The sequence below is a fragment of the Mycobacterium sp. TH-M25 genome (assembly GCF_057473665.1).
Window position 1 is genome coordinate 1 of record NZ_JBYCLA010000043.1, and the last position, 6,296, is coordinate 6,296.

7 protein-coding genes are annotated in these 6,296 nt (G+C 68.7%); 1 reads left to right on the plus strand and 6 read right to left on the minus strand.

What is annotated here, in order from left to right:
* On the minus strand, positions 1–360 hold a 360-nt coding region (locus AC2VOU_RS01650), incomplete at its 3' end, for a beta-ketoacyl synthase N-terminal-like domain-containing protein (protein WP_486955789.1).
* Between the two features lie 234 nt (positions 361–594).
* Entirely contained in the window at positions 595–939 is a 345-nt protein-coding gene (locus AC2VOU_RS01655; RefSeq protein ID WP_486955790.1) for a hypothetical protein, read from the minus strand.
* Positions 940–1,091: 152 nt separating this feature from the next.
* On the opposite strand from AC2VOU_RS01655, the gene AC2VOU_RS01660 reads away from it, so the two are divergent.
* Complete coding sequence (locus tag AC2VOU_RS01660; RefSeq protein WP_486955791.1) at positions 1,092–1,430, plus strand: RNA polymerase-binding protein RbpA; 339 nt, start codon at positions 1,092–1,094, stop codon at positions 1,428–1,430.
* Between the two features lie 3 nt (positions 1,431–1,433).
* On the opposite strand, the gene AC2VOU_RS01665 is transcribed toward AC2VOU_RS01660, so the two are convergent.
* From AC2VOU_RS01665 to AC2VOU_RS01680, 4 genes are all read right to left on the minus strand, one after another.
* Positions 1,434–2,216: a polyprenol monophosphomannose synthase gene (locus AC2VOU_RS01665; RefSeq protein ID WP_486955792.1), complete on the minus strand. Its 783-nt coding sequence runs from the start codon at positions 2,214–2,216 to the stop codon at positions 1,434–1,436.
* A 52-nt stretch (positions 2,217–2,268) separates the two neighbouring features.
* On the minus strand, positions 2,269–4,362 hold the full coding sequence (gene lnt, locus AC2VOU_RS01670) for an apolipoprotein N-acyltransferase (protein ID WP_486955793.1): 2,094 nt from the start codon (positions 4,360–4,362) through the stop codon (positions 2,269–2,271).
* On the minus strand, positions 4,355–5,893 hold the full coding sequence (locus AC2VOU_RS01675; protein WP_486955795.1) for an amidohydrolase: 1,539 nt from the start codon (positions 5,891–5,893) through the stop codon (positions 4,355–4,357). The genes lnt and AC2VOU_RS01675 overlap by 8 nt, the downstream gene beginning before the upstream one ends.
* Before the next feature lie 95 nt (positions 5,894–5,988).
* The coding region (locus AC2VOU_RS01680; RefSeq protein WP_486955794.1) for an FxsA family protein at positions 5,989–6,296 on the minus strand (308 nt) is incomplete at its 5' end.

Consider the following 6,296-nt stretch of genomic DNA (forward strand, 5'->3'; position numbering starts at 1 on the left):
GGCCAACGCCTCACTGGGCGCCACGCCGAAAAACCCGGCGTCGAAACCGGCCACGTCGTCGACGAACCCCCCGGAGCGGGCGTAGCACTTGTGCGGCGCGTCGGGATCGTCGTCGAACAGGCCGGCCAGGTCCCAACCCCGGTCGGTGGGGAACTCCGACATCACGTCGCGCTTGTCGGCGACCATCTCCCACAAGCTGTCCGGTGAGTCCACCCCGCCGGGGAATCGGCACGACATTCCGACAATGGCGATCGGCTCACCGGAGCGCTCCAGCAGCGCCCGGTTCTTGGTCTTCAGCCGCTCGACCTGGACCAGCGCTTTACGCAACGCCTCGGTTGCATGCTGGAGTTGGTCAGCCATGTCGTTACCCCTCGCCTAACATCGGTCGTCGCTCAAAGAAAAAATGCGGCCCTGGATGATGAGCGGTGTCACTTGCCGCACAGACGGCGGCTTACCTGCTCTTCGGCCCGAGAACATCGTTGGCGGGCGCCGACTCGCCCACCCCGCACATGGCCTGGCTCCGCAACTGATTCCGGTGCCCAGCGATCCATGGCGAGACTGTACCTGTCACAAGTCGGCCGGAGCCAAGCCTGGTCAGCGCCACCCGTCGGCGGCCGCGGCGGCCCGCATCAAGGCGTCGCACAGTTCGCGAAGCTCGGGGGCGTCCGCACCTTCGTCCAGCGCAATGGCCACGTCTTCTGCTGCGCATCGCACCTGGTAGACCCGATCGGACAGGTCAGCGGCCTCGTCGGCGGAGAGCACGACGGCGTCGGCGGGCACCGCCGCGCCTTGCCCGGCGTTGATCAACGCCCGCTGCTCGTAGGCCCGCTGCCGGCACGACTGGCGGCAGTACTGGCGGCGACGGCCCAGTCCGCTGTCGAGGGAATCCATGGCACGGCCGCACCAGCGGCACGGCTGCGGGTGGGCACGGCGTCTCACGGGACCGACATTAGTCGGGATGCCCGTGGAATCCCGGTATCATGAAACGTCGGGTCGCCCACCGCGCCCGGTGGCCTCGGGAACCAACGCGCCCGCCGTGACGTTGATCTGGGCGCTAGCTACTGAGAAGATACTTAGAGGAGTGCTAACCAATGGCTGATCGCGTCTTGAGAGGCAGTCGCCTTGGAGCCGTAAGCTACGAAACCGACCGAAATCACGACTTGGCGCCGCGTCATGTTGCGCGCTACCGCACCGAAAACGGCGAGGAATTCGACGTCCCGTTCGCCGACGATGCCGAGATCCCGGGCACCTGGCAGTGCCGCAACGGCATGGAGGGCACCCTCATCGAGGGTGACCTGCCCGAACCGAAAAAAGTCAAGCCACCCCGCACCCACTGGGACATGCTGCTGGAGCGCCGCTCGGTCGAAGAACTCGAGGAGCTGCTCAAAGAGCGTCTCGATCTGATTCGCACCCGCCGCCGCGGCAGCTGACGCTCAGTGCTTGACCGGGGTCGCCCGCCCGCGATGCAGGCGCCCGTCGATCCCCCACTGCGCCACTCTCACCACCGCTTCGCGAATGTTGGATCCACTCATTTTCGATACGCCGAGTTCGCGCTCGGTAAAGGTGATCGGCACCTCGGCCACCGCAAAGCCGTTGGTGATGGTGCGCCAGGTCAGGTCGATCTGGAAGCAGTAGCCCTTGGAGTCGACGTGGTCGAGGTCGATTTTTTCCAGCACATCGCGGCGGTACGCGCGGTAACCGGCGGTGATGTCGTGGATGCCGATACCCAGCGCCAGCCGGGCGTAGGTGTTGGCCGTCCACGACAGCGCCCAGCGGCGCCAGGGCCAATTCTTCACGTTGCCCCCATCGACGTAGCGCGAGCCGATCACCAGGTCGGCGCCGGCGTCGATGCCCTCGAGCAGCAGGTGTAACTGCTCAGGTGCGTGGCTGCCGTCGGCGTCCATCTCGACCAGCGTCGTGTATCCGCGGTCCAGCCCCCAGGCAAAGCCGGCCAGGTAAGCCGCTCCGAGGCCATCCTTGACGGTGCGGTGCATGACGTGGATCAGCCCGGGATTCGCCGCCGCCAGGCCCTCGGCCAGCTGCCCGGTTCCGTCTGGGCTGTTGTCGTCGACGACCAGGATGTGGACGTCGGGGCGGGCCGCACGCAGTCGCTGCACAAAGAGCGGAAGATTCACCCGCTCGTTGATGGTCGGGATGTTCACCAGGGTGCGCCGGCTGGGGCGCGCGCCCGAATCGCCGGTGGTCTTGAGCGCCACTCCTCGTCAATGGCGCCACTCCTGCGGCGCATGGCTGGGTCGCCGGCGCGGGTCATAGATCTCCTTTTTCTGGCCCTGGGCGGGCGGGGTGTCGGCAGTCGTCGTCGGGTTCGGCGCCGCTCGACGCCTCGTCCGGGTCAGCCAGTTCCTCGGCGCCGGGAGCATCGTCGTCGGAGCTCTCCGCCGCGGAGGCGCCCCGGTTTGCCAACTCGGACAGCCTTCGGTGGATATCCGCGAACCAACCATTGTGCAGCATCGCGGCGAACAGGACCGCCAGAGCGGCCACGACGAGAGCTCCCTGGAGAATCGGACTCCACTTCGCGGCGGGAGTCATCGTCTTTTTGAGCCGGACCTGGTTGTCCAGGTAGCTGGGTGTGAAGAAGCGGGTCCGCCCCAGTTCGCGCCCGTCCGGGGTGACGATCGCCGAGATTCCGACGTTGCTGGACACCAGCGTGTAGCGGTCCAACTCCACTGCGCGCAGTTTGGAGAACGCGAGCTGCTGTTCGCTCATCGTCTGGTTGAAGTTGGCGTTGTTGGCCGGCACCGCCAGCAACTGCGCCCCGTGGCGAACCGAGTGCCGCAGCGCGCGGTCGAAGCCGACCTCCCAGCAGGTCGCGATGCCGATCGGGGTCCCGTTGGCCCGCACCACCCCGGAACCCTTCCCCGGCACGATGTACCCGGCCATATCAGCCATGCCGGACAGCTGCTTGAAGAAGCCGCGCCACGGCAGGTACTCGCCGAACGGCTGCACGATCCGCTTGTCGTGCCGGTCGCCGGGACCTGTCTTCGGGTTCCAGACGATCACGGTGTTCGTCTGAGCCGGATCCGCGTTTGCCCGATTCGGGACGTCGAGCACCGTGCCGACCAGGATCGGCACCCCGATCGCGTCGACCGCAACCGCAATCTCCTGCGCAGCGTCAGGATTGACAAGCGGATCAATTTCCGACGCGTCTTCGGGCCAGACCACGAAGTCGGGCTGCGGGGCACGGCCGGCGTGCACATCGTCGGCCAGCATTCGGGTTTCGCGCACGTCGTTGCCCAGTACCGCAAGGCGCTGCGCGTTGAACTCCAGGCCGAGCCGAGGCACGTTGCCCTGCACCACCGCGGCGGTGACGGCGGGTTCGTTGCCGGACCCGGTGCCGGAGCGGCGGACCTGCGGCCAGACGGCAGCGGCCAGCAAGAACATCAGGCAGATGCAGAACGCGGGCAGCAATACCGCCGGCGGGGCGTCGGCGACCAGCGCGTCCTCGGCGGTTTGGCGCTGGTGCGATGCCCACCACCACGACACCGCCTCCATGACGAACGCGGCGGCACCGAAGCCGGTGAGCACGATCGCCAGCGACAACAGCGGCACGCCACCCAGCCGCGCCAACGGCAGAAACGGTCCCGACGTCTGCCCCGCGGCGACCACTCCCCACGGGAAGCCGCCGAAGGGAATCGTGCACTTGAGCCATTCCTGAGCCACCCACAGCACCGCGAACCAGACCGGCCAGCCCCGAAGCCGTCGCGTGGCGACGGCCGCGAGCCCGAAGAGTCCCGGGAACAGCGCGCACATCAGCACCAAGGCCAGCAGTGGCGTGGCGCCGACCAGGATGCTGATCCAGCGAATCAGCGGCAGATAGAACGCCAGGCCGAACAGAAAGCCGTAACCGAAACCGCCCAACGGCGTGGTGGCCCGCCGGGTCAGCACCCACGCCAGCACGGCGAAGGCCAGGACGGCGGCCCACCACCAGTTGAATCTCGGATAGCTCGAGCACAGCAACAGACCGGCGACGATCGAAGCGCTCAGCCGGGTCAGCCGCGGCCGCAGCCACCTGCCCGCCGCAGGCACCCGCACACTCGCCTCGGCAGCCAGCCACGCCAGCAGCGCCGCGGTCAGCTCCACCAATCGTCGCCACAGAAACGCGCCGATTCGCACAGTCCGGTCGCGTACCGCCGCGAGCCGGTCGTGCGGCGCTTCAGGCGGCTCGAGATCGCGCGGCGCGTCCTCGATGTCGTCCTCGATGCCGCGGTCGAGTTCGGTGTCGACGACTGGGCTTTCGCCGGTCACGGCCTCGTCGTCCTTGACCGGGTCCGCGATCGCCGGGAAGACGTCGGTGTTCTCGGTGTTCTTGGCGGGCCGGATTCGCCAAATACCCCTAGGCATGGATCACCGAGCCGCGGTGAACCGTCTGCCGGCAGCGCGGTAGCCGGTCAGTCGAATCCAGCCGCGGCAACGCCGGCACCCGCGACCGGGAGTCGGTCGACCAGCGGCGCACGGCTTGGCTTGACGTCGACGCGGTCGATTCGAATGCGTCGACGTCCCACACGGCATACGACGCCGGGGCACCCGGGACCAGGGTGCCGCTCAGCCCGTCGCCGGCGCCGCAGGCCCGCCAACCACCACGGGTCGCGGCAGCGAACGCGGCTCGCGAAGAAATCGCACTGTCGGGGTTGTGGTGGTTGACGGCCGCCCGGACCGTCGCCCACGGGTCCAGGCCCGTCACCGGGGCGTCGGATCCGAACGCGAGAGCCACGCCTTGGGATGCTAACAGCGCAAACGGGTTCAGACGCCCAGCTCGATCGATACCGAGACGACGGGCATACATGCCCTGACGCCCGCCCCAGAGCGCGTCGAAACTAGGTTGCATGCTCGCGATCACTCCCCATCTCCCGAGCTTGGTTGCCTGCTCGGAGGTGACCATCTCCAGGTGTTCGAGGCGGTGGCCGCAGCGGGCCACGGCGGGCACACCGAGATCGTCGACCACCCGCTCCAGGGCGTCGACCACGCTGGCGACCGCGGCGTCGCCGATAACGTGGAATCCAGCCGTCACACCGGCTTCGGTGCACGCCGCGAGGTGCGCCGCGACGGTGTCGCCGTCGAGATAGCGGACCCCGCAATGCTCGGCTGCATCGTGGTAGGGGTCGTGCAGCCAGGCGGTGCGCGACCCGAGGGCCCCATCGACAAACAGGTCCCCGGCCAGTCCCGCCGCACCGGTCTCGTCGAGTAGTGCACGTGCCGCGGCGGCGCTGGTGACCGCCTCACCCCAATAGCCGGTCACCTCGACGCCGTGGGCGAGGGCACGCAGTTGCCGCCAGTCGTCCAGGCCGCCGATCTGCGGGCCGGCGCATTCGTGCACAGCGGCAATCCCCTGCGCGGCCGCGGCGTCCAGGGCGGCCAGCCGGGCGGCGCTGCGCTGAGCGTCGGTCAGCAGGTTGCGCGCCGCAGCGCGGACCCCGTGATGCGCCTCGGCCGCCAAGGGCCGCTGCTCGTCGAATCCCGTCGCCGCGGCCAGAGCGTCGACACGCCGCCGCAGACCGGTCGACGCCAGCGCGGAATGCACGTCGACCCGGGCCAAGTAGGCGGGCCGGTCACCGATCATGGCGTCGAGATCCGCAGTGCTCGGTGCCGCGTTCTCCGGCCACGACGACTCATCCCAGCCGTGACCCCAGATCGGCTCGCCGGGGTGCGCCGCCGCGTAGTCGGCGATCAGCTGCAGGCAGTGCCGCGACGAGGTGGCGGTACGCAGGTCAAGGCCGGTGAACGTCAGCCCGGTCGCGGTGAGGTGGACGTGGCTGTCGACGAATGCCGGAGCGACTAAGCCGCCGGCCAGGTCGACGACGTCCGCGCCGGCGAACTGGTCGCGGCCGATGTCGTCGCTGCCCAGCCACACCACACTCCCGTCGCGCACGGCCATCGCGGTGGCGTCGGGATGGCTCGGGCTGTACACCCTGCCGTTGAGCAGCAGCGTGGCTGGGACGTCGGTCACGCCGAAGAACCTAAACGGTTGAGCTACTCGGACCGCAGGGCGGGCGGTTCGACTTCAGTGACCTCGATGACCTCACCGTCGATGTAGTCGTCGCGGGGCCCGCGGTTGAACACCTCGGCGCCGGCGACGGTGATCAGGGGAATGCGCCGCGCGAAACCACGGACGGCGATGGCGCCCACCAGCGGGCGAGCGACGGCTCGAGTCGGCGGTAGCAACAGCAGTAGCCCCGCGACGCTGGTCACCAGGCCGGGCACCACCACGAGCAGGGTTCCCAACGCGACAGCCAGGCCGTCTGCGGCCAGTCGCGGTTGGTCGGCACCCAGACCCGACC

Bases quoted from the DNA above. Each gene is read 5' to 3' on its own strand.
- AC2VOU_RS01660 (WP_486955791.1), top strand. From the start codon at position 1,092: ATGGCTGATCGCGTCTTGAGAGGCAGTCGCCTTGGAGCCGTAAGCTAC.
- lnt (WP_486955793.1), bottom strand. From the start codon at position 4,362: ATGCCTAGGGGTATTTGGCGAATCCGGCCCGCCAAGAACACCGAGAAC.
- AC2VOU_RS01675 (WP_486955795.1), bottom strand. From the start codon at position 5,893: ATGGCCGTGCGCGACGGGAGTGTGGTGTGGCTGGGCAGCGACGACATC.